Annotated in this window: 18 protein-coding genes and 1 riboswitch; of the genes, 10 read left to right on the top strand and 8 right to left on the bottom strand. The window is 57.5% G+C overall.

What is annotated here, in order from left to right:
- Positions 1–6: 6 nt before the first annotated feature.
- On the bottom strand, positions 7–1248 hold the full coding sequence (locus KGP22_RS19215) for a multifunctional CCA addition/repair protein (protein ID WP_149367612.1): 1242 nt from the start codon (positions 1246–1248) through the stop codon (positions 7–9).
- Positions 1249–1308: 60 nt separating this feature from the next.
- Positions 1309–1929 carry a TIGR04211 family SH3 domain-containing protein gene (locus tag KGP22_RS19210; RefSeq protein WP_024906484.1) on the bottom strand — a complete coding sequence of 207 codons (621 nt, stop codon included), beginning with the start codon at positions 1927–1929 and terminating at the stop codon, positions 1309–1311.
- Between the two features lie 229 nt (positions 1930–2158).
- Between KGP22_RS19210 and KGP22_RS19205 the strand changes: the two genes are divergently transcribed.
- Genes KGP22_RS19205 through hldE form a run of 3 tightly spaced genes read left to right on the top strand, consistent with a single transcriptional unit; the run spans position 2159 to position 7808 of the window.
- Positions 2159–3460, top strand: coding sequence for an inorganic triphosphatase (locus tag KGP22_RS19205; RefSeq protein ID WP_223580528.1), 1302 nt, complete (start codon positions 2159–2161; stop codon positions 3458–3460).
- Positions 3461–3481: 21 nt separating this feature from the next.
- Positions 3482–6337: a bifunctional [glutamate--ammonia ligase]-adenylyl-L-tyrosine phosphorylase/[glutamate--ammonia-ligase] adenylyltransferase gene (glnE, locus tag KGP22_RS19200; protein WP_223580526.1), complete on the top strand. Its 2856-nt coding sequence runs from the start codon at positions 3482–3484 to the stop codon at positions 6335–6337.
- Between the two features lie 40 nt (positions 6338–6377).
- On the top strand, positions 6378–7808 hold the full coding sequence (gene hldE, locus KGP22_RS19195) for a bifunctional D-glycero-beta-D-manno-heptose-7-phosphate kinase/D-glycero-beta-D-manno-heptose 1-phosphate adenylyltransferase HldE (protein WP_223580524.1): 1431 nt from the start codon (positions 6378–6380) through the stop codon (positions 7806–7808).
- A 76-nt stretch (positions 7809–7884) separates the two neighbouring features.
- On the opposite strand, the gene ubiK is transcribed toward hldE, so the two are convergent.
- Positions 7885–8181 carry a ubiquinone biosynthesis accessory factor UbiK gene (ubiK, locus tag KGP22_RS19190; RefSeq protein ID WP_223580522.1) on the bottom strand — a complete coding sequence of 99 codons (297 nt, stop codon included), beginning with the start codon at positions 8179–8181 and terminating at the stop codon, positions 7885–7887.
- Positions 8182–8300: 119 nt separating this feature from the next.
- Positions 8301–8451, top strand: a riboswitch (FMN riboswitch).
- A 106-nt stretch (positions 8452–8557) separates the two neighbouring features.
- Here ubiK and ribB point away from each other — a divergent pair.
- On the top strand, positions 8558–9211 hold the full coding sequence (gene ribB / locus KGP22_RS19185) for a 3,4-dihydroxy-2-butanone-4-phosphate synthase (protein ID WP_028017147.1): 654 nt from the start codon (positions 8558–8560) through the stop codon (positions 9209–9211).
- Positions 9212–9243: 32 nt separating this feature from the next.
- On the opposite strand, the gene zupT is transcribed toward ribB, so the two are convergent.
- Positions 9244–10017: a zinc transporter ZupT gene (gene zupT / locus KGP22_RS19180; RefSeq protein ID WP_033146665.1), complete on the bottom strand. Its 774-nt coding sequence runs from the start codon at positions 10015–10017 to the stop codon at positions 9244–9246.
- A gap of 196 nt (positions 10018–10213) precedes the next feature.
- Between zupT and ygiD the strand changes: the two genes are divergently transcribed.
- Positions 10214–11002, top strand: coding sequence for a 4,5-DOPA dioxygenase extradiol (gene ygiD, locus KGP22_RS19175; RefSeq protein ID WP_115876291.1), 789 nt, complete (start codon positions 10214–10216; stop codon positions 11000–11002).
- An 81-nt stretch (positions 11003–11083) separates the two neighbouring features.
- Here the strand turns inward: ygiD and KGP22_RS19170 are convergent, their stop codons facing one another.
- The 3 genes from KGP22_RS19170 to tolC form a co-directional block, all read right to left on the bottom strand.
- Complete coding sequence (locus tag KGP22_RS19170) at positions 11084–12244, bottom strand: glutathionylspermidine synthase family protein (protein WP_223580520.1); 1161 nt, start codon at positions 12242–12244, stop codon at positions 11084–11086.
- 2 nt (positions 12245–12246) lie between these two features.
- Entirely contained in the window at positions 12247–12915 is a 669-nt protein-coding gene (locus KGP22_RS19165) for a DUF1190 family protein (protein WP_223580518.1), read from the bottom strand.
- Positions 12916–13105: 190 nt separating this feature from the next.
- Entirely contained in the window at positions 13106–14584 is a 1479-nt protein-coding gene (gene tolC, locus KGP22_RS19160; protein ID WP_111963287.1) for an outer membrane channel protein TolC, read from the bottom strand.
- Positions 14585–14788: 204 nt separating this feature from the next.
- Here tolC and nudF point away from each other — a divergent pair, with 204 nt between their 5' ends.
- From nudF to parE, 5 genes are read left to right on the top strand one after another with little or no spacing between them, the layout of a single operon-like run.
- Positions 14789–15421 carry an ADP-ribose diphosphatase gene (gene nudF / locus KGP22_RS19155; protein ID WP_008502974.1) on the top strand — a complete coding sequence of 211 codons (633 nt, stop codon included), beginning with the start codon at positions 14789–14791 and terminating at the stop codon, positions 15419–15421.
- Positions 15418–15840, top strand: coding sequence for a DUF1249 family protein (locus KGP22_RS19150; RefSeq protein ID WP_014833293.1), 423 nt, complete (start codon positions 15418–15420; stop codon positions 15838–15840). The genes nudF and KGP22_RS19150 overlap by 4 nt, the downstream gene beginning before the upstream one ends.
- Positions 15841–15867: 27 nt before the next feature.
- Complete coding sequence (gene cpdA, locus KGP22_RS19145; protein WP_111963286.1) at positions 15868–16695, top strand: 3',5'-cyclic-AMP phosphodiesterase; 828 nt, start codon at positions 15868–15870, stop codon at positions 16693–16695.
- A complete protein-coding gene (yqiA, locus tag KGP22_RS19140) occupies positions 16695–17276 on the top strand; it encodes an esterase YqiA (RefSeq protein WP_047173609.1) in 582 nt (193 codons plus the stop codon). Before cpdA ends, yqiA begins: the two co-directional genes overlap by 1 nt.
- A gap of 28 nt (positions 17277–17304) precedes the next feature.
- A complete protein-coding gene (parE, locus tag KGP22_RS19135) occupies positions 17305–19197 on the top strand; it encodes a DNA topoisomerase IV subunit B (RefSeq protein ID WP_111963285.1) in 1893 nt (630 codons plus the stop codon).
- Positions 19198–19279: 82 nt separating this feature from the next.
- Here the strand turns inward: parE and KGP22_RS19130 are convergent, their stop codons facing one another.
- Positions 19280–21421 carry a TonB-dependent siderophore receptor gene (locus KGP22_RS19130; protein WP_223580516.1) on the bottom strand — a complete coding sequence of 714 codons (2142 nt, stop codon included), beginning with the start codon at positions 21419–21421 and terminating at the stop codon, positions 19280–19282.
- Positions 21422–21467: the final 46 nt, after the last annotated feature.

Below are 21467 nucleotides of genomic sequence, written 5' to 3'. Positions count from 1 at the left end.
TAGCCCTCAGTCTTTTGGCTGAGGGCAGTGTTTTTCCTTCCAGTCAGACACCGCCTGAATTCGCCGTTTCGTGAGTTCTTCGCGAATTTCCGGACCTTTGAATCCCGCCTCGACAACGTCCTTCGTCGGCACCGCTTTTGCTACCTCCCAGGCTTTACGCAGTAAACGCCCCTGCGGATAATCGCACGCTTCAAACCCGGTACGCCCGCGTACGTCAGCCTCGCTGGTGAGCGCGATCTGCTCCACGCGCTGCGGTTTGCGCCAGGCGTCGATGTTATCGAAAAGCTTAACGATGGTGGCCGGTTTGAGGATGGGGAAGGTGTGGATCAAATCGTGAAATTCAGCGACCAGTTTCGCCAGATCGCGGATTTCGTTCGGCACGCGCAGGCGCTGGCACAGCCCTTCGACAAGCTTCACCCCTGCCGGGCCGTGCCCGTGATGCCGAGGCCAAAGCTCTTTTGGCGTTAGGCCTTTGCCGAGATCGTGGCACAGGGTGGAAAAGCGCACGTCCACGTCAGGGCTGAGCATGGCCGCCATGCTCAGGGTCATCAGCGTGTGTACGCCGGTATCAATTTCCGGGTGCCATTTCGCCGGAGCAGGCACGCCAAACAGCGCGTCTATTTCCGGGAACAGCACCTTCAGCGCGCCGCAGTCGCGAAGGACCTGGAAAAAGACCTGCGGGTTGCGCGTTGTGAGAGCATTTTCCGTTTCTTTCCAGACGCGCTCTGGCGTCAGGTGTTCAAGCTCGCCCGCCTCGGTCATGGCGGTCATCAGCGCCATGGTTTCATCGGCAATACGGAAGCTGAGATGGGCGTAGCGTGCGGCAAAGCGCGCCACGCGCAGGACGCGGAGCGGATCTTCAGAAAACGCCGGGGAGACGTGACGTAAAAGACGGTTGCGCAGATCGTCCTGGCCGCCATAAGCGTCAACGATCTGGCCGTTCTCGTCCTGCGCCAGCGCGTTGATGGTGAGATCGCGGCGCAGAAGATCTTCCTCCAGCGTGACGTCCGGCGCGGCATAGCAGGTAAAGCCCGTGTAGCCCGAACCCGATTTCCGCTCGGTACGCGCCAGTGCATATTCTTCACGACTTTTCGGGTGGAGGAATACGGGAAAATCGCGGCCTACCTGCTGGTAGCCCGCGTCGAGCATCTCTTCCGGGGTGGCGCCAACCACCACCCAGTCTTTATCTTTGACCGGCAGACCTAACAACGCATCACGTACCGCACCACCGACCAGATAACTTTTCACGCCCAACTCTCCCGTTTTCTCTTTTCCAGAATGATACGTAAGTCTGGCAGAGAAGACGAATTAGTTCATCCAGCGGTCTTTACGCTTACGGCTTGGGATCAGGTGCGGCAGAACCAGGCCCAGCACCAGACCGACGCCCAGCACGCCGCCGCCATACATAAACCACTGCATGATGATGGTGCGCTGTTTATCGTCGAGCTGCAGATTGGCGGCATTCACTTTCTTCTGCGCGACAATCAGCTCGTTTTTCAGTTTCTGGTTCTCTTCTTTCAGACCGTTAATCACACCGTCGCTTTGCGCTACTTTCTGCTGCATTTCAGCGGTGCGCTGGTTCCAGGTGCCGTCGATGTTGTTCAGCTTGTCGGTCAGGGTCTTTACCTGGTTTTCCAGATCGGGAACGCGCGTGCGCAGGCTTGGCACGGTGCTGAGCTCTTTCAGCGGGATCCAAGAAGTACGACCGGTACTGTCGCGAACCTGACCGTAATTGGTGTCCGCGTTGGTCTGTAACAGGGTGACTTCCTCGCCGGCATTCACCGTGCCCACGAGGCGGTAATTATCTCCGGGGCCACTGCGTACCCAGGTGTTCAGTTCGTCAGAAACGTAACGCTTTTCTTCAGCGTGCACTGCGGTTGCGGCGCTAAAAGCGAGTAAAGTAAGTCCAATCAGGCGTAATTTAAGCATCATTAGTCGTTATTTTCATAAATAGTGGAACGATAGTAGTGGCAACAGTGTCTCTACGCAAAGCATTCGTCAGCAATCAGAATCATCTGTGTCACGACTCTACACATTTACGCCCGACAAATTGCTCATTGCATGGCAATTTGACGCAAAATACTATGTACTGACAAACAAATGGCGAGGAAGTTCGCCCTCATTGACGCGTCTGTGACGCCCGCAAAAGTACAAGGCTATGGCTCAGGAAATCGAATTAAAATTTATCGTCGAAAAAGGCAGCGTTGACGCACTCCGCCAGCATCTGCATACGCTTTCCGGCGAACACCATGCACCGGTACAACTACTTAATATCTATTACGAAACGCCAGACAACTGGCTGCGCCGCCACGATATGGGGCTGCGCATCCGTGGCGCGAGCGGGCGCTACGAGATGACGATGAAAATTGCCGGCCGCGTGGTCGGCGGTTTACATCAGCGCCCGGAATACAATATCGACATCAGTAAGCCAGAACTTGAGCTGGAACGTTTCCCGGCGGAAGTCTGGCCGGAAGGCGAGCTGCCTTCCGCGCTGGCGGAACAGGTACAGCCGCTGTTCAGCACAGATTTCTGGCGCGAGAAATGGCTGGTGACGGAAGGCAACAGCCGCATCGAAATCGCCCTCGATCTGGGTGAGGTGAAGGCAGGGGAATTCCAGGAACCGATTTGCGAACTGGAGCTTGAGCTGCTGGAAGGGGACGCAAATGACGTTCTGAAGCTGGCGCGCAGGCTGGTGAACCATTCCGGATTACGCCAGGGGAGCCTGAGCAAAGCCGCGCGGGGTTACCATCTGGCCGCCGGAAATGCGCCGCGCGTGCTGAAAGAGACGACCATTTTGCACGTTGCGCCGAAAGCCAGCGTTGAACAGGGTCTGGAAGCCGCGCTGGAGCTGGCGCTTTCTCAGTGGCAGTACCACGAAGAGCTGTGGGCGCGAAACGTGAAAAACGCGAAATCCCACGTGCTGGCGGCCATTGCCCTGGTGCGCCACACCCTGACGCTATTCGGCGGCATCGTTCCTCGCAAAGCGAGCGCTCACTTACGTGATCTGCTGACGCAAACCGAAACGCTGATGCTCTCCGACGTCTCAGCGCAAACGGCGATTTACAGCCCGCAAGCCGCTTCGGCAAAACTGGCGCTGACCGAGTTTCTGGTGACGCGCGGCTGGCGCGCCTTCCTGGATGCGAAAGCCGAGGCCAAAATTGCGGAAAACTTTAAGCGTTTCGCAGATATTCATCTTTCCCGTCATGCCGCCGAACTGAAGAGCACCTTTGCGTATCCGCTCGGCGATAAGTATGGCGATCAGCTTCCCCGTCTTTCGCGCAACATCGACAGCATGCTGCTCCTTTCCGGTGCCTACGATGGTCCAAAGGCGCAGGCGTGGCTGGAAAACTGGCAGGGGCTGAAGCATGCCATCGAAACCCGTCAGCATATCGAGATAGAGCATTTCCGTAACGAGGCCATTTCGCAGGATCCGTACTGGCTGCACAGCGGAAAACGTTAACTCTGGCAAGGAACCCCTATAATGCCGCTTTCTTCAGCGTTACAGCAGCAGTGGCAGAACGTTTGCGAACGTCTGCCTGAGTCATTACCGGCGTCATCGTTAAGCGAGCAGGCGAAGAGCGTGCTCGCCTTCAGTGATTTTGTGCAGGAAAGCATCGCCGTCTACCCGGACTGGCTGGCGGAGCTTGAAAACGCACCGCCGCAGGCGGACGAGTGTCGGCACTATGCCGGCTGGCTGCAGGCCGCACTCAAAGACGTAGCGGATGAAGCGACGCTGATGCGCGTCCTTCGTCAGTTCCGCCGTCGGGTGATGGTGCGCATTGCCTGGGCTCAGGCGCTGGAGCTGGTGAGCGAAGAGAGCACGCTGCAGCAGTTAAGCGAGCTGGCGCAAACGCTGATTGTCGCCGCGCGCGACTGGCTCTATGCCGCCTGCTGTAAAGAGTGGGGCACGCCGTGCAGCGAGGAAGGGGTTCCTCAGCCGCTGCTGATTCTGGGGATGGGCAAGCTGGGCGGCTGCGAACTGAACTTCTCCTCCGATATCGACCTGATTTTCGCGTGGCCCGAGAACGGCTCCACGCGCGGCGGTCGTCGCGAGCTGGACAACGCCCAGTTCTTTACCCGCCTCGGTCAGCGTCTGATTAAGGCGCTGGATCAGCCGACGCAGGACGGCTTTGTTTACCGCGTGGACATGCGCCTGCGTCCGTTTGGCGACAGTGGACCGCTGGTGCTGAGCTTTGCCGCGCTGGAGGATTACTACCAGGAGCAGGGGCGCGACTGGGAGCGCTATGCGATGGTTAAAGCGCGGATCATGGGCGACAGCGACGACGCTTACGCTAACGAACTGCGCGCCATGCTGCGCCCGTTCGTGTTCCGTCGCTATATCGACTTCAGCGTCATCCAGTCCCTGCGTAATATGAAAGGGATGATCGCCCGTGAGGTTCGCCGTCGCGGGCTTAAGGACAACATCAAGCTCGGCGCGGGCGGTATTCGCGAAATCGAATTTATCGTTCAGGTCTTCCAGCTTATTCGCGGCGGGCGTGAGCCGTCGTTACAGTCCCGTTCACTGCTGCCGACGCTGAGCGCCATCGAGCAGCTTCATCTGCTGCCGGACGGCGACGCGCAAACCCTGCGCGAGGCCTATCTTTTCCTGCGACGTCTGGAAAACCTGCTGCAAAGCATCAACGACGAACAGACCCAGACCCTGCCGGGGGATGACCTTAATCGGGCGCGCCTGGCCTGGGGGATGCGCGTGGATGACTGGTCTACGCTGACCGAACGGCTGGACGCTCACATGGCGGGCGTGCGCCGCATCTTTAACGAGCTGATTGGTGATGACGAAAGTGAATCGCAGGACGATGCGCTTTCCGAGCACTGGCGCGAGCTGTGGCAGGATGCGCTTCAGGAAGATGACACCACGCCGGTACTGACGCATTTAACCGACGACGCCCGCCATCGCGTGGTGGCGCTGATCGCGGATTTCCGTCTCGAACTGAACAAACGGGCAATCGGCCCGCGCGGTCGTCAGGTGCTGGATCACCTGATGCCGCATCTGCTGAACGAGGTCTGCTCGCGGGCGGACGCGCCGGTGCCGCTGTCGCGCATGATGCCGCTGCTGAGCGGGATTATTACGCGCACCACGTATCTGGAGCTTCTGAGCGAGTTCCCGGGGGCGCTGAAGCATCTGATTACGCTCTGCGCCGCCTCGCCGATGGTGGCCAACAAGCTGGCGCGCTATCCGCTGCTGTTGGATGAACTGCTCGACCCGAATACGCTGTATCAACCCACGGCGACGGATGCCTACCGGGACGAGCTGCGTCAGTATCTGCTGCGCGTGCCGGAAGAAGACGAAGAGCAGCAGCTGGAGGCGCTGCGCCAGTTTAAGCAGGCTCAGATGCTGCGCGTGGCGGCGGCGGACATCGCCGGAACGCTGCCGGTGATGAAAGTGAGCGATCACTTAACCTGGCTCGCGGAGGCGATCATCGACGCGGTAGTGCAGCAGGCGTGGGTGCAGATGGTGGCCCGCTACGGCCAGCCGAAGCACCTTGCTGATCGTGAGGGGCGAGGGTTTGCCGTGGTGGGTTACGGCAAGCTCGGCGGCTGGGAGCTGGGATACAGCTCCGATCTGGATTTAATCTTCCTGCACGACTGCCCGGTTGACGTGATGACCGACGGCGAGCGCGAGATTGACGGTCGCCAGTTCTACCTGCGCCTGGCGCAGCGCATCATGCACCTGTTCAGCACCCGCACCTCGTCGGGCATTTTGTATGAAGTTGATGCGCGCCTGCGTCCGTCCGGCGCGGCGGGCATGCTGGTGACCTCAACGGAATCCTTCGCCGATTACCAGAAGAACGAAGCCTGGACGTGGGAGCATCAGGCGCTGGTGCGCGCTCGCGTGGTGTATGGCGATCCTCAGCTCAAAACGCAGTTTGACGTCATCCGCAAGGAGGTTATGACTACCGTGCGTGATGGCAGCACGCTGCAAACGGAAGTGCGCGAGATGCGCGAAAAAATGCGCGCGCATTTGGGCAATAAACACCGTGATCGCTTTGATATTAAAGCCGACGAGGGCGGGATTACCGATATTGAGTTCATTACCCAGTATCTGGTGCTGCTTCACGCCCACGACAAGCCGAAGCTGACGCGTTGGTCGGATAACGTGCGCATTCTGGAACTGCTGGCGCAAAACGACATCATGGACGAGCAGGAGGCGCAGGCTTTAACCCGCGCCTACACGACGCTGCGCGACGAGCTTCATCACCTGGCGTTGCAGGAGCAGCCGGGGCACGTGGCGCTGGACTGTTTTGTCGCAGAACGCGCTCAGGTAACGGCCAGCTGGCAGAAGTGGCTGGTGGAACCGTGCGTAACAAATCAAGTGTGATATTATCGCGCGCAAATTGTGAATCTTTCTGGAGTCAGGAATGAAAGTAACACTGCCAGAGTTTGAACGTGCTGGAGTTATGGTTGTTGGGGATGTGATGCTGGATCGCTACTGGTATGGACCGACCAGCCGCATCTCTCCGGAAGCACCGGTACCGGTGGTTAAGGTCGACACCATTGAAGAGCGTCCCGGCGGCGCGGCAAACGTGGCGATGAACATTGCCTCTCTGGGCGCGCAGTCGCGTCTGGTAGGCTTGACCGGCATCGACGATGCGGCGCGCGCGCTGAGCAAGTCGCTGGCGGACGTGAACGTGAAGTGCGACTTCGTTTCTGTTCCGACCCACCCAACGATTACGAAACTGCGCGTGCTGTCGCGCAACCAGCAGCTGATCCGCCTCGACTTTGAAGAAGGATTCGAAGGCGTTGATCCCGAGCCGCTGCACGAGCGTATCAACCAGGCGCTGGGCAATATCGGCGCGCTGGTGCTGTCCGACTACGCCAAAGGCGCGCTGGCGAGCGTGCAGACGATGATTCAGCTGGCGCGTAAAGCCAACGTACCGGTGCTGATCGACCCGAAAGGGACCGATTTTGAGCGCTATCGCGGCGCAACCCTGCTGACGCCAAACCTCTCCGAATTTGAAGCGGTGGCGGGCAAATGCAAAACCGAGGAAGAGCTGGTTGAGCGCGGCATGAAGATCATTGCTGACTTCGAATTATCTGCGCTTCTGGTGACCCGCTCCGAGCAGGGGATGACGCTGCTGCAGCCGGGCAAAGCGCCGCTGCATATGCCAACCCAGGCGCAGGAAGTGTACGACGTGACCGGTGCCGGTGACACGGTGATCGGCGTGCTGGCGGCGACGCTGGCAGCGGGTAATTCTCTGGAAGAGGCGTGCTACTTCGCTAACGCCGCGGCGGGCGTGGTCGTGGGTAAACTCGGGACCTCAACCGTTTCGCCAATCGAGCTGGAAAACGCGGTGCGTGGTCGCGCGGAGACTGGTTTTGGCGTCATGACCGAAGACGAGCTGAAGGTAGCCGTCGCCGCCGCGCGCAAGCGTGGTGAAAAAGTGGTGATGACCAACGGCGTGTTCGACATTCTGCACGCTGGCCACGTTTCGTATCTGGCGAATGCGCGCAAGCTGGGCGATCGCCTGATTGTGGCGGTCAACAGCGATGCCTCGACGAAACGCCTGAAGGGTGAAACGCGTCCGGTGAACCCGCTCGAGCAGCGTATGATTGTGCTCGGTGCGCTGGAAGCGGTGGACTGGGTGGTGTCGTTTGAAGAAGATACCCCGCAGCGCCTGATTGCCGGCATTCTGCCGGACCTGCTGGTGAAAGGCGGCGATTATAAGCCGGAGCAAATCGCGGGCAGCGAAGAGGTCTGGGCCAACGGCGGCGAGGTGATGGTGCTCAACTTTGAGGACGGGTGCTCAACCACCAACATCATCAAGAAGATCCAGAAAGACAGTAAGTAAAAAAACGGGCCGTTTGGCCCGTTTTTTTCACCCTCTACCACAGGGAGAGGGATGGGGTGAGGGCATCAGGCCGCACTTACTCCTGGCCATCTACCGGCGGAATGGCCGGTGCTGGCTTCACTTCTTCCGGCGCATTGCGGCTTTCCAGCTCGGTCAGACGTTGTTCCAGCAGCGCCAGCTTCTCGCGGGTGCGCAGCAGAACCTGGGTCTGCACGTCGAACTCTTCGCGGCTGACTAAATCAAGGCGAACCAACTGCGCCTGCAGCGTCTGGCGGATTTTCTTTTCTACGTCATCACCAAATTCTCGAATGCCTTTTGGCATAGATTCATGAACCTGACGCGCGATCTGCTCAATTTTTTTCGGGTCAATCATTGTCGTTTCCCTTGATGGAAAGGTGTTAGTGTCCATTGTAGCGCGTCATGCCCGGGGTAAACAAAATTGTTTGATGCTTATGCATTGCCCAGGATAATCAATAGCGTTATAGTTATCTCGCTTATTCTCAGGGCGGGGCGAAATTCCCCACCGGCGGTAAATCAGCGTGACGCTGAAAGCCCGCGAGCGCTTTGGGTGAAAACTCAAAGGTCAGCAGATCCGGTGTAATTCCGGGGCCGACGGTTAGAGTCCGGATGGGAGAGAGTAACGATCAAGTCGGGCATGGGCCCGCTCACGTTATCTTTTTGCCGCTTATACGGCGCTCCTAAGACTGCCCTGATTCTGGTAACCATAATGTTAATGAGGTTTTTTTACCATGAATCAGACGCTACTTTCCTCTTTTGGCACTTCAACTCAACGTGTTGAACATGCACTGGATGCACTGCGCGAAGGCCGCGGTGTGATGGTGCTTGACGATGAAAACCGTGAAAACGAAGGCGATATGATTTTCGCCGCCGAAAACATGACCGTTGAACAGATGGCGCTGACCATCCGCCACGGCAGCGGCATCGTATGCCTGTGTATTACTGAAGATCGTCGTAAGCAGCTCGAACTGCCGATGATGGTCGAAAACAACACCAGCGCTTTTGGTACCGGTTTTACCGTGACCATTGAAGCGGCGCATGGCGTGACCACCGGTGTGTCTGCGGCTGACCGTCTGACTACCGTACGTGCCGCCATTGCTGATGATGCGAAGCCATCCGATCTGCATCGTCCAGGCCACGTCTTCCCGCTGCGCGCGCAGGCGGGCGGCGTGTTGACCCGCGGCGGTCACACCGAAGCGACGATCGACCTGGTGACGCTGGCCGGCTTCAAACCTGCCGGTGTGCTGTGTGAACTGACCAACGATGACGGCACCATGGCGCGCGCGCCGGAGTGCATCACCTTTGCCCGTCTGCACAACATGCCGGTGGTAACGATTGAAGATCTGGTCGAGTATCGCCAGGCGCACGAGCGCAAAGCCAGCTGATAATAAAAACGCCGGGATGTCCCGGCGTTTTTTTACCCGATTCCTGCGGTCTGCAGCAGAACCAGACTTAATCCCATCACCGACATTCCGCACAGCACGCCATAGCTGGGGTTGTTGTTAGGATCGATCTCCTTCGCCAGCGGCATCAGTTCATCCACCGAAAGCGCAACCATGATCCCGGCTACCGCTGCCATAATCGCTGCCATCACTACCGGAGAGACCAGGCTACCAAGGATCAGCCAGGCCAGTACGCCGCCAAGGATTTCGGCCATCCCGGAAATACCCGCCCAGAACACAGCGGTGCGTTTCGATCCCGTTGCGGCATACACGGGCCCAGCGACGGCCAGTCCTTCAGGAATATTGTGTAAGGCGACCGCCAGCGCGATGCCAAAGCCCATCTCAAGATTGCTGCTGGCCGTCACGTAGGTGGCGACCCCTTCCGGGAAGTTATGCAGACTGATGCCAAGCGTTAACAGCACGGCGGTACGCTTGATATTGCGCGGCATGGGCGTCACGTTTTTTTGCATTAAATCCTGCGGATGGGCGTGCGGCAGCATTCGATCGAGGGCAAAGTATCCCAGTAGGCCAAAGACAAACATGCCGTAGCCCAGCAGCGGAGACATGCCTTCCGTGCCCAGCGCGGCAGGGAGCATTTCCATCAGGGAGATGAGCAACATGATCCCGGCAGCAAAGCCCAGTGAGAAGGCCAGCACGCGGTTAGAGGGCTTTTGGCCGAGCACGCCGAGAAGCGCACCGATGAAGGTCGCGGCGCCCGCCAGTATGGTCAGGATCAGAGGGACTGACATGCATTGCTCCTTATGATAATGATTCTCATTAATATAGATGATTCATTTCTGGCAAAGCGAGGGGGAAAACCCGGCTTTACACATTCCTTACATTCAAATTTCCTGATGATGATCTTCACGCTTATCTGCGTTCATCTTTGCCGGATTGCGCGTAATGTAGCACCATTTAATTGACACCTTTCGTAAGGATATCACCATGACTTCTTCACGTATGCCAGCCCTGTTTTTAGGCCACGGTAGTCCTATGAACGTTCTGGAAGACAACGTCTATACCCGCGCCTGGCGTCATCTGGGCGAGACGCTACCGCGTCCGAAAGCGATCGTGGTGGTATCTGCGCACTGGTTTACCCGTGGGACGGGCGTGACCGCCATGGAAGCGCCAAAAACCATTCATGATTTTGGCGGCTTCCCGCAGGCGCTTTACGACACGCATTATCCGGCCCCCGGCTCGCCCGAGCTGGCACAAAGGCTGGTGGATTTGCTGGCGCCTGTCCCTGTGACGCTGGATAAAGAGGCCTGGGGCTTTGACCACGGCTCCTGGGGCGTGCTTATTAAAATGTATCCTGATGCGGATATTCCGATGGTGCAGTTGAGCATCGACAGCACCAAACCGGCCGCCTGGCATCTGGAGATGGGCCGCAAGCTGGCGACCCTGCGTGATGAAGGCATCATGCTGGTGGCGAGCGGCAACGTGGTGCATAACCTGCGTACCGCACGCTGGCACGGTGAGAATACGCCCTACCCGTGGGCGACCGCCTTTAACGACTATGTTAAAGCGAACCTGACCTGGCAGGGGCCGGCTGAGGCGCATCCGCTGGTGAACTATCTGGATCATGAGGGCGGTTCGCTTTCTAACCCGACCCCGGAGCACTTCCTGCCGCTGCTGTACGTACTTGGCGCGTGGGATGGTCAGGAGCCGGTTACGATCCCGGTCGACGGTATTGAGATGGGCAGTTTGAGTATGCTATCGGTGCAGGTGGGATAATAAAAGCAAAACGGCAACGTCAGGTTGCCGTTTTTAGTCTTTCCACCCTCTCCCTGTAGGAGAGGGCATCAGGCCGCAGTCTTACTCCACGAAAATGTGCGGATAGAACCGCGACAGATCCTGCGTGATCAGCGCGCGATCTTCGCGAATGCCAATTCCGGCAGGTTGATCGTTGATGAGCCAGCTGCCAATCAGCGTATAGCTGTCGCCAAATTTTGGAAGTTGATAGAACTCCTGGACGATCATCCCTTCTTCGCCGTACGGGCCTTCAACCGCTTCCAGCGTCTTGCCGTTTTCGATAATCGACACGTTCGCGCCTTCGCGGGAGAAGATCGGCTTAACGACGTACTTCTCCATTTGCGGGTAATCATCTTCTGCAAAGTACGCCGGCAGCAGGTTCGGATGATTCGGGAACATATCCCAGAGCATCGGCAGCAGGGCTTTGTTGGAGATAATGCTCTTCCATGCCGGCTCAAGCCAGCGCACGCCAGCATCTTCCAGCTTGGTGGAGAACATCTCGCGCAGCATGTATTCCCACGGGTAGAGCTTGAACAGGTTGCTGATCACCTGGTCCTGCATGTCCGTGAACTGACCTTTTTCACCCAGGCCAATATCCTCAATATAGAGGAACTCGGTCGCCACCTCCGCTTCAGCGGCGCAATCCTGCAGATACTGAACCGTGCCACGGTCTTCTTCCGTGTCGCGGCAGCAGGCGAGATGCAGCAGGTTGAAGCCAAACTGCTCGCGCAGCTCGGCGAAGCGCTCGATCAGCTTTTCCTGCAGGCTGTTGAACTGGTCGCTGCCTTCCGGCAGGTTTCCGGCATTGGCCTGGTCTTCCAGCCAAATCCACTGAAAGAACGCCGCTTCGTACAGGGACGTTGGGGTATCGGCGTTGTTTTCCAGCAGCTTCGGTTCACCTTTGCCGTCCCACGCCAGATCCAGGCGAGAGTAAAGCGAAGGCTGATTCGTTTTCCACGACTGGCGGACAAAGCTCCAGGTGTGCTTTGGAATGCGGAACTTTGCCATCAGCTCGTCGCTGTCGATGACTTTTTCAACCACCTTCAGGCACATCTGATGCAGCTCGGCCGTTACCTCTTCCAGCTTCTCAACCTGGGCCAGCGTGAGCTTGTAATAGGCGTCTTCACACCAGTACGGCTCGCCGTACATGGTGTGGAAGTTAAAACCGTACTCGGTGGCTTTTTCGCGCCAGTCCGGGCGCTCGGTGATACTGACTCGTTCCATGATCAGCCGCCCATAGAGCGAGTAGATGAGGTGCCTGTCGCGCTGCGCTGCATGCTGGTCTGCTTCGCCACAGACTCACCGAACCCGCCACGGGTGATGGTGCTGGTGGTCGCAGGCTTCGGCGCCATCGCCGTTTTCGGTACGGTCACGGTGCGGCCAGGGGTCGCTGCGCCGTAGCCTTTGCCGCTGGCATCGGTATATTGACCGTAAGCCGGGCTGGCCGGGTTTTTCGAGCTAAACAGCGGCTGCTGCTGGTAGCCTGCACCACCGCCCATAAGGCGGCCCATCATGTAGCCTGCCATCAGTGGCATCCAGAAGCTGCCGCTGGACTGCGCCTGCGCCTGATTTTCAGGTGCGGTGCTTGCCTGAGCCGGTGCCTGCTGGCACTGACCTTCACCAAACTCCGCCACGCAGTCTTCGCGTGAGGCATATTTCGGCGCGGTACGTTCCGCTTCTTTCAGCGCGCTGGTGTAAGCCGTTTTACATTCGGCGGCTTTGCCGGTTGCGGCAGAGCAGTCGTCCGCGTTTTGATACAGCGAAACCGTTTCGTCATTTTTCTCACAGCCTGCCAGCATAAAGACAGCCGTGACCGCCAGCGCAACAGGGGTGAGGTGACGTGCGTTCCAGCTCTTGCGGAACGACGCGTGATTGATCGTTTTTGTCCGTTTCATCTTTGTCTTCCAGGACCCAGTGGTAATAACGCTCAGGATAGAGTATGAGTGGTTGAAAATGAAGCGAAGAGGGGCGGAATCAGGGGGATCTTTACGTTGGCTTACGTTCGGATGTGATTCAGATGCGCCCTCTCCCTGTGGAAGAGGGCTGGAGTGAAGGCATCAGGCCGCAGTGGGCCTGATGACACTCTTAGTTACGGAACGGATTATTGCTCTTGCTGGCAGGCGCTGTGGTTCGCGCGGCAGCAGGCTGTGCAGCAGGGGTAGTGCCGTTAGCGTTGAAGTTATCAACCGCGGCAACCTGCTCCGGGTTCTCCGGTGCAACGCTGTCCGGAGAGGTGGAGACTGGTTTGCCCAACGCGCTGTTCAGCATCTGCAGGTCTTGCTCGTTCAGCGTACCCAGAGCCTGTTTGATGTTCAGCTGGTTAATCAGGTACTGGTAACGCGCGCTGGAGAGCTGCTGTTTCGCGTTGTACAGCGTGGTGGTCGCATCGAGCACGTCCACAATAGTACGTGTACCGACCGAGTAACCTGCTTCCATCGCGTCCAGGGAGCTCTGTGCAGACACAACGGCCTGTTTATAGGCGTTGATGCTGCTGATTGAGGCGTTCACGTTGTTGAAGGAGGAGCGCACGGTCTGCACCACGTTGCGGTGGGCGCTTTCCAACTGCTCGCTCGCGCCAACAAAGTTGTACTGCGCCTGTTTCACCTGGGAGTTGACCTGACCGCCCTGATACAGCGGCAGGGAGAAGCTCAGGCCCACCTTGTTCTGGCCCATATTGCTGTCGTCATACTGGGACGTATTGGTTTTAGAGCCGCTGTAGGTTGTATCAGAGACACCGGTAGACGCGCTCAGGCTCAGGGTTGGCAGATGGCCGTCCTGCGCCTGACGAATTTGCTCGCGGGCCAGGTCCTGGCTCAGACGCGCCTGCAGCAGCGTCAGGTTGCGGTTTTCCGCCTCTTTCAGCAGGGCGTTAACAGCCTGCGGCTTATCCGTTTTGAAGCTGTCGACGTTCAGGGAGGCCAGCTCAGGATAGTAATTGCCGGTGACCTGACGCAGGGATTCCAGCGCGTTGTCGAGGTTGTTACGCGCGGTCACTTCGTTAGCCAGCACGGTGTCGTACTGTGAACGGGCGTTCTGCACGTCGGTGATCGCGACCAGACCCACGTTGAAGCGCTGGGTGGTTTGATCTAACTGACGGTAAATGGCCTGTTTCTGCGCTTCGGTGTAGGAGAGTGCGTCAATCGCGCTCAGCACGTTGAAGTACGCCGTGGCAGTATTCAGGATCAGCGTCTGCTGGTCGGTCTGATAGGTCACATCCTGGATGCCTGCGCTCTTTTCCTGCAGGGTCAGGGCACGCCATTTGGACATATCAAACAGCGTCTGTGTTAATTGCAGTGAGGCGCTGGTAGCATTGGAGTTTACGCCGTTAGCGTCGCGGAAACCGTTGCTGTAGGTATAATCTGCACCTAAACCTAACTGTGGCAGCAAGGGGCTACGAGCTTCGTTAATCTTTTCAAACGCAGCATCACGATCGGCCGCTGATTTACGTAAATCAGGGTTGCCCAGACGTGCCTGCTGGTAGACCTGTAACAGGTTTTCCGCCTGGCTCATTGCACTGAAGCCCGTCAGGCTCAGGCCGATAAGGATGGGGAGCAATTTCTTCATTTGCATTCCTTGTTGTGAAGCAGTATTAGCGCTGATCTAATTAAAAAATAATTGCCGATTCTAACAGAATCATCCACACCAAAAGGTTGGCGTTACGTGCCATCTGGCGGTAATTTGCACCAATCTACCATATAGCCTTACAAACGGCAGCCAAACAGCCTTGAAATTCACAATTTCATCACCATTGCTACCAGGACTCGACTCATGCAAAAACCAGAAAAGTTGCCCGTGACATTCGCCAAAAACGATGTAGAAATTATTGCACGAGAAACGCTTTATAGCGGTTTTTTTTCAATGGATCTTTACCGTTTCAGGCATCGTCTGTTTAACGGGGAAATGAGCGGCGAAATCAGACGCGAAATTTTTGAGCGCGGGCATGCGGCAGTCTTGCTACCCTTTGACCCAGTGCGTGACGAAGTTGTGCTGGTGGAGCAGATCCGCATCGCCGCTTATGACGTCAGTGAGAGCCCGTGGCTGCTGGAAATGGTGGCCGGGATGATCGAAGAAGGTGAGACGGTTGAAGACGTCGCCCGACGCGAGGCGCTGGAAGAGGCCGGGCTGGTGGTGGGCCGCACAAAACCGGTGCTGAGCTATCTGGCAAGCCCGGGAGGTACCAGCGAGCGCTTGTCCATTATGGTGGGCGAAGTGGACGCCACGACGGCGGAAGGGATCCACGGTCTGGCAGATGAAAACGAAGATATTCGGGTTCATGTGGTGAGCCGGGAACAGGCTTATCAGTGGGTAGAAGAGGGGAAAATCGACAACGCAGCGTCTGTCATCGCCCTGCAATGGCTGCAGCTGCATTATCAGACATTACGAAACGAGTGGAAAAAATGAAGCGCTATACGCCTGACTTCCCAGAAATGATGCGCCTGTGCGAAACCAATTTCGCACAATTGCGCCGCCTGCTGCCGAAAAACGACGCACCCGGCGAAACGGTAAGCTATCAGGTGAGCAACGCGCAGTATCGTTTAACGATAACAGAATCAACGCGCTACACTACGCTGGTGGAAATTGAGCAAACGGCACCCAGCATTAGCTACTGGAGCCTGCCGTCAATGACGGTACGCCTCTATCACGACGCGATGGTCGCTGAAGTGTGTTCAAGCCAGCAGATCTTTCGCTTCAAGGCGCGGTATGATTACCCGAATAAAAAGTTGCATCAACGCGACGAAAAGCATCAAATTAACCAGTTTTTAGCCGACTGGCTAAGATATTGTTTAGCACATGGAGCAATGGCGATTCCGGTTTGTTAGCGTCATAAACCTACCTAAGGACACCATTTGGAAAGCCTGTTGAACCTGACTGTTGCTGGTGGGGCGCCAGTCAGGATATTACAAATCACCGATACCCACCTTTTTGCCGAAAAGCATGAAACGCTGCTGGGGGTGAATACCTGGGAGAGTTATCAGGCGGTACTTAGCGCCATTCACGCCGAAAACCGTGCATGCGATCTGATTGTCGCAACGGGCGATCTGGCGCAGGACCAATCTTCCGCGGCCTACCAGCATTTTGCTGAAGGCATCGCGAGCTTTAGCGTGCCTTGCGTCTGGCTGCCAGGAAATCATGACTTCCAGCCCGCTATGTACAGTTCTCTCCAGGATGCGGGTATTTCTCCGGCGAAATGTGTTTTTGCGGGTGACCAGTGGCAGATCCTGCTGCTGGACAGCCAGGTGTTTGGCGTCCCGCACGGTGAGTTAAGCGAGTTTCAGCTCGACTGGCTGGAGACCAAACTGGCTGCTGAACCTGAACGTCACACGCTGCTGTTGCTTCATCATCACCCTCTGCCGGCGGGCTGTAGCTGGCTCGATCAGCACAGTCTGCGCAACTCCGCAGCGTTGGATCGCGTGCTGGCGAAGTTCCCGCGAGTGAAAAACCTGCTGTGTGGACATATTCACCAGGAACAGGATCTCGACTGGAACGGGCGCCGCATGCTGGCGACGCCGTCGACCTGCGTTCAGTTTAAGCCGCACTGCGCCAACTTTACGCTGGATACCATTGCGCCAGGCTGGCGCTGGCTGGAACTGCATGCCGACGGCACGCTGACCACGGAAGTCTGCCGTTTGACCGGTGCAAAATTCCGCCCGGATACCGCTTCAGAAGGCTATTGATGTCTACGCTCCTTTATCTGCACGGATTCAACAGCTCGCCGCGCTCCGCAAAAGCGACACTGTTTCGCCAGTGGCTGAGCGAGCATCACCCCGACGTTGAGATGATTATCCCGCAGCTGCCGCCTTACCCGGCAGAGGCCGCGGAGATGCTGGAATCCATTGTGCTTGCGCACGGCGGCGAAACCTTCGGTGTGGTCGGTTCCTCGCTGGGCGGGTATTACGCCACCTGGCTCTCACAATGCTTCATGCTACCTGCCGTTGTCGTTAATCCGGCGGTTCGGCCATTTGAGTTGCTGAGGGACTTTCTTGGCGAAAACGAGAACCCCTACACCGGGCAGCAATATGTGCTAGAGTCACGCCATATTTACGATCTCAAAGTTATGCAGGTCGACCCGCTTGAGGCGCCGGATCTCATCTGGCTGTTGCAGCAGACGGGTGATGAAGTGCTGGATTACCGCCAGGCAGTGGCGTATTACGCCTCCTGCCGCCAGACTATAGAAGAGGGCGGAAACCATGCTTTCACGGGCTTTGAGAATCATTTCACCCAGATTGTCGATTTTCTTGGACTGCACAGCCACTGACAATCAATGCGAATTGCTAGTTTAAATCATGACGCAAACCTATAACGCTGATGCCATTGAGGTCCTCACCGGGCTTGAGCCGGTTCGCCGCCGCCCGGGGATGTACACCGATACAACGCGCCCAAACCATCTGGGCCAGGAAGTTATTGATAACAGTGTGGACGAAGCGCTGGCGGGCCATGCCAAACGCGTTGACGTTATCCTGCATGCCGATCAGTCGCTGGAAGTCATCGACGACGGGCGCGGCATGCCGGTGGATATCCATCCGGAAGAGGGCGTGCCTGCCGTTGAGCTGATCCTCTGTCGTCTGCATGCGGGCGGTAAGTTCTCCAACAAGAACTACCAGTTCTCCGGCGGCCTGCACGGCGTGGGGATTTCCGTCGTGAACGCCCTGTCCAAACGCGTGGAAGTGAACGTCCGTCGCGACGGCCAGATTTATAACATCGCGTTTGAAAACGGCGAGAAAGTGCAGGATCTGCAGGTTGTCGGCACGTGCGGCAAACGCAACACCGGCACCAGCGTCCACTTCTGGCCTGACGAAAGCTTCTTCGACAGCCCGCGCTTTTCCGTATCCCGCCTGACGCACCTGCTGAAAGCCAAAGCGGTGCTGTGTCCGGGTGTGGAAATTACCTTTAAGGATAACGTCAACAATACCGAGCAGACCTGGTGCTACGCCGATGGCCTGAACGACTACCTGTGCGAAGCGGTAAACGGCCTGCCGACGCTGCCGGAAAAACCGTTCGTCGGTAACTTTAGCGGCGATACCGAAGCGGTCGACTGGGCGCTGCTGTGGCTGCCGGAAGGCGGCGAACTGCTGACCGAAAGCTACGTCAACCTGATCCCAACCATGCTCGGCGGTACCCACGTCAACGGGTTGCGTCAGGGGCTGCTGGACGCGATGCGCGAATTTTGCGAATACCGCAATATCCTGCCGCGCGGCGTGAAGCTGTCGGCGGAAGATATCTGGGACCGCTGCGCCTACGTGCTCTCCGTGAAGATGCAGGATCCGCAGTTTGCCGGTCAGACCAAAGAGCGTCTGTCGTCACGCCAGTGCGCGGCGTTCGTTTCCGGCGTGGTGAAAGATGCGTTTACCCTGTGGCTGAACCAGAACGTTCAGGCAGCAGAGATGCTGGCTGAAATGGCGATTTCCAGCGCCCAGCGTCGTCTGCGTGCCGCGAAGAAAGTGGTGCGTAAAAAGCTGACCAGCGGCCCTGCGCTGCCGGGCAAGCTGGCGGACTGTACCGCGCAGGATCTCAACCGTACCGAGCTATTCCTCGTGGAAGGGGACTCGGCGGGCGGGTCGGCCAAGCAGGCTCGCGACCGTGAATATCAGGCGATCATGCCGCTCAAGGGGAAAATCCTGAACACCTGGGAGGTCTCTTCAGATGAAGTGCTGGCCTCGCAGGAAGTCCACGATATCTCGGTGGCGATCGGTATCGATCCGGACAGCGACGATTTGAGCCAGCTGCGCTACGGCAAGATCTGTATCCTCGCGGATGCGGATTCCGATGGTCTGCACATCGCCACGCTGCTGTGCGCGCTGTTTGTGAAGCACTTCCGCACGCTGGTTAAAAATGGTCACGTCCACGTGGCGCTGCCGCCGCTTTATCGTATCGACCTCGGCAAAGAGGTTTACTACGCGCTGACGGAAGAAGAAAAAGCGGGCGTGCTGGAACAGCTGAAGCGCAAGAAGGGCAAACCTAACGTTCAGCGCTTTAAAGGGCTGGGCGAGATGAACCCGATGCAGCTGCGCGAAACGACGCTGGATCCGAACACGCGCCGTCTGGTGCAGCTTACGATCAGCGACGAAGACGAACAGCAGACCAACGCCATGATGGATATGCTCCTTGCCAAGAAACGTTCGGAAGACCGTCGTAACTGGCTGCAGGAGAAAGGCGATATGGCGGATATTGAGGCCTGATGCCCTCACCCTAACCCTCTCCCACAGCGAGAGGGAATGGATCGTAGGCCCGGTAAGCGTTAGCGCCACCGGGCTTTTTACATCAAAACTCCATCTTCACCGTAAACTGCACTTCGCGCGGGTCGCCAATCTGATTACCCAGATTGTTGGTGGCGATAGATGAGGTGTAGTAGGTTTTATCAAACAGGTTCTTCACGTTCACCTGCAGCGTCACCGGATACTGTAGCTTCATCTTGTACGCCGCAAACGCATCCGCCACGAAATAGCCCGGCAGATAATAATCCGCACCGTTGGTTGCGGAACGACGGCTTACGCCGTGCCCGCCGCCGCCCAGCGTCAGGGTATTACCGGCAAACGCATTGTGAATATCGTAGGTCAGGAACAGGGAGCCGGTATGGCGCGGCACGTTCGGCAGCGGTTTGCCCGCGTAGTCCGGATCTTCCAGCACCTTCGCGTCGGTATAGCCATAGCTGGCGATAATATTGGTGTTCTCGGTCAGTGAACCGGCCAGATCCACCTCCACGCCCTGGGAGCGCACGCGGCCCGCCGTTTTGGCGATGGTTTCCCCTCCCACGCTTTCGTTGTACAACACGTTGCGTTTGTGAATATCAAACAGCGCGATATTGGCGGTAACCCCGTCGAACAGGTCGAACTTTGCGCCCACCTCGTAAGCATTCGACGTTTCCGGCGGCAGATCGCCGATGTAGCTCGCAATGGACGACTGCGGCATAAACGTTTGCGAGTAGTTGGCAAACAGCGAGACCGCTGGCGTGAGCTTATAAACCAGCCCCAGCTTCGGCGTCCACTGTTCGTCGCGGCTGTCGGTGTTGACGTTGAACGGGCGGCCTTTGCCCGCGTACTGGGTGTAATACTGATAGCGCATCCCGGCGACGGCGATCCACTTATCGGTCAGGTACAGCGCGTCCTGCGCATAGGCGGAGTAGCTCTCCTGCTTCAGCGTCTGGTCGCTGTCGGACGCCGACACGGTGGTGCATTTGCCGAGTTTGCCATACGTCGGATGATAGATATTGAAATCCTTAACGTTCTTACAGCGGATCATGTCCGTACGCAGCAGATCGTAATTCTCATACGACACGCCGGTCAGGATCTCATTGTAAAAGCCCGCGATGTCCACGTTCCCCTGCAGATCCGCGCGCGTCGTGTGCATACGCTGTGTCGAGCCTTGGGTCGCATCCACGCGGCGGGTCAGGTTGCCGGTTTTTGAATCGTAGGCCATCACGCGCGCCTGGTTATCGCTGTATTTATCCTGGCTGTAGCTATAGTCAAACTTCGCGGTCCACTGGCTGTTGAGGCGATATTCCGCATTGAGCTGAGCGAGATCGGACTGCCCGTCGGTCACGTTAAACGGTTCATCAAAGCGGGTTTTGCGATCGACGTCGACGGCTTTTTTAGTGTTGAGATCGAAGATCGTTCCGCGATCGAACGGCGTTTTATAGTCGCGATGCGAATAGAGCGCGGTCACGGTGGCGTCGTCGCCGAACCAGGTGAGCGACGGGGCGATAAAGGTGCTGCGTTCGTTGCCAAAATTACGCCAGTAATCCTCGTCCTGATATTCGCCCGTCAGGCGATACGCCAGGCGCGTGCCGTCAATCGGGCCGGTAACATCGATCTGTCCGGTGCCGCCGCCAAAGCTGGAAGAGGTGGCGGAAAGGGAGCCGCCGAAGGTCTTCTCCGGGCGTTTGGTGACAACGTTGATCAGGCCACCCGGATCGAGAATACCGTAGAGCGTCGAGGCCGGGCCTTTCAACACCTCCACGCGCTCGGTTGCGGCATTAAAGCTGCGCGGCAGGACGGTGCGCAGGCCGTTAGTCATGATCGATCCGTCGCGGTTTGCGCCAAACCCGCGGCGCACGAAGGCATCCTGCGTACCGCCCAGGGTGTTGGTCTGTACCACGTTGCTGACGTTGTACAGCGCTTCATCCAGCGTAGTGGCGTGCTGATCCTCCAGCACTTTATCGCTGACGGTATTGACCACCTGCGGTATATCCAGCATCGGCATGTTGGTTAACGTCGCGGTGGAGGTGTTCAGCGGCTGATAGCCGTTGGTGGCCTCCGCCGTCGTATTTGGATCGGCGGTGACGGTAAGCGTTTCGCCGTCTTTAGCCGCGGTGTTGTCTGCTGCCTGAACCAGCGGCGCCATAAACAGCAGTGAAAAGAGCGCGCGCCCTTTTACCCTAGAGAGTGAAGGTGTGAACGTAGCCATTACATCTGTTATCCCGAAATATCCCGCGAATGACGTTTCGCGGCAA

The organism is Enterobacter sp. JBIWA005 (genome assembly GCF_019968805.1).
Lineage (GTDB): Bacteria > Pseudomonadota > Gammaproteobacteria > Enterobacterales > Enterobacteriaceae > Enterobacter > Enterobacter vonholyi.
The sequence above is the reverse complement of the archived record's forward strand: the minus strand, read 5'-3'. Positions and strand labels throughout refer to the sequence as shown.

What these genes read in the sequence shown, in the direction of transcription:
- KGP22_RS19210 (WP_024906484.1), bottom strand. Translation starts at nt 1,929, where the DNA reads ATGCTTAAATTACGCCTGATTGGACTTACTTTACTCGCTTTTAGCGCC.
- KGP22_RS19205 (WP_223580528.1), top strand. Translation starts at nt 2,159, where the DNA reads ATGGCTCAGGAAATCGAATTAAAATTTATCGTCGAAAAAGGCAGCGTT.
- glnE (WP_223580526.1), top strand. Translation starts at nt 3,482, where the DNA reads ATGCCGCTTTCTTCAGCGTTACAGCAGCAGTGGCAGAACGTTTGCGAA.
- hldE (WP_223580524.1), top strand. Translation starts at nt 6,378, where the DNA reads ATGAAAGTAACACTGCCAGAGTTTGAACGTGCTGGAGTTATGGTTGTT.
- ubiK (WP_223580522.1), bottom strand. Translation starts at nt 8,181, where the DNA reads ATGATTGACCCGAAAAAAATTGAGCAGATCGCGCGTCAGGTTCATGAA.
- ribB (WP_028017147.1), top strand. Translation starts at nt 8,558, where the DNA reads ATGAATCAGACGCTACTTTCCTCTTTTGGCACTTCAACTCAACGTGTT.
- zupT (WP_033146665.1), bottom strand. Translation starts at nt 10,017, where the DNA reads ATGTCAGTCCCTCTGATCCTGACCATACTGGCGGGCGCCGCGACCTTC.
- ygiD (WP_115876291.1), top strand. Translation starts at nt 10,214, where the DNA reads ATGACTTCTTCACGTATGCCAGCCCTGTTTTTAGGCCACGGTAGTCCT.
- KGP22_RS19170 (WP_223580520.1), bottom strand. Translation starts at nt 12,244, where the DNA reads ATGGAACGAGTCAGTATCACCGAGCGCCCGGACTGGCGCGAAAAAGCC.
- KGP22_RS19165 (WP_223580518.1), bottom strand. Translation starts at nt 12,915, where the DNA reads ATGAAACGGACAAAAACGATCAATCACGCGTCGTTCCGCAAGAGCTGG.
- tolC (WP_111963287.1), bottom strand. Translation starts at nt 14,584, where the DNA reads ATGAAGAAATTGCTCCCCATCCTTATCGGCCTGAGCCTGACGGGCTTC.
- nudF (WP_008502974.1), top strand. Translation starts at nt 14,789, where the DNA reads ATGCAAAAACCAGAAAAGTTGCCCGTGACATTCGCCAAAAACGATGTA.
- KGP22_RS19150 (WP_014833293.1), top strand. Translation starts at nt 15,418, where the DNA reads ATGAAGCGCTATACGCCTGACTTCCCAGAAATGATGCGCCTGTGCGAA.
- yqiA (WP_047173609.1), top strand. Translation starts at nt 16,695, where the DNA reads ATGTCTACGCTCCTTTATCTGCACGGATTCAACAGCTCGCCGCGCTCC.
- parE (WP_111963285.1), top strand. Translation starts at nt 17,305, where the DNA reads ATGACGCAAACCTATAACGCTGATGCCATTGAGGTCCTCACCGGGCTT.
- KGP22_RS19130 (WP_223580516.1), bottom strand. Translation starts at nt 21,421, where the DNA reads ATGGCTACGTTCACACCTTCACTCTCTAGGGTAAAAGGGCGCGCGCTC.